At 49.5% G+C, this 214-nt stretch carries 1 protein-coding gene; it reads right to left on the bottom strand.

Going from position 1 to position 214, the window contains the following annotated elements; translation table 11 throughout:
- Positions 1–214: hypothetical protein (locus AN389_RS20500; RefSeq protein WP_160318656.1), on the bottom strand; the 214-nt coding region annotated here is incomplete at both ends.

Below are 214 nucleotides of genomic sequence, written 5' to 3'. Positions count from 1 at the left end.
ATGCTGGTTGTGATCGCTGCGGTGTTATCAAGTTCAACTGTATCCTCAGCTGTAACAGGGTTACCCGCTAAATCTGACACGCTTGCTGTAGCGGTGAGCGTGCCGTCATTTAATGCGCTTGCGTTAATCGGGTCGGTAACGTATTCGCCGTTTTGTACAAGTGCCGTGGTTTCAACTTGGTTTGTGCCATCACTGATGATCACCGTCACGGTTT

This window comes from Pseudoalteromonas sp. P1-7a, from assembly GCF_001401855.1.
GTDB lineage: Bacteria > Pseudomonadota > Gammaproteobacteria > Enterobacterales > Alteromonadaceae > Pseudoalteromonas.
Note: the sequence above shows the minus strand (reverse complement) of the source record. Positions and strands in the feature narration are given on the sequence as shown.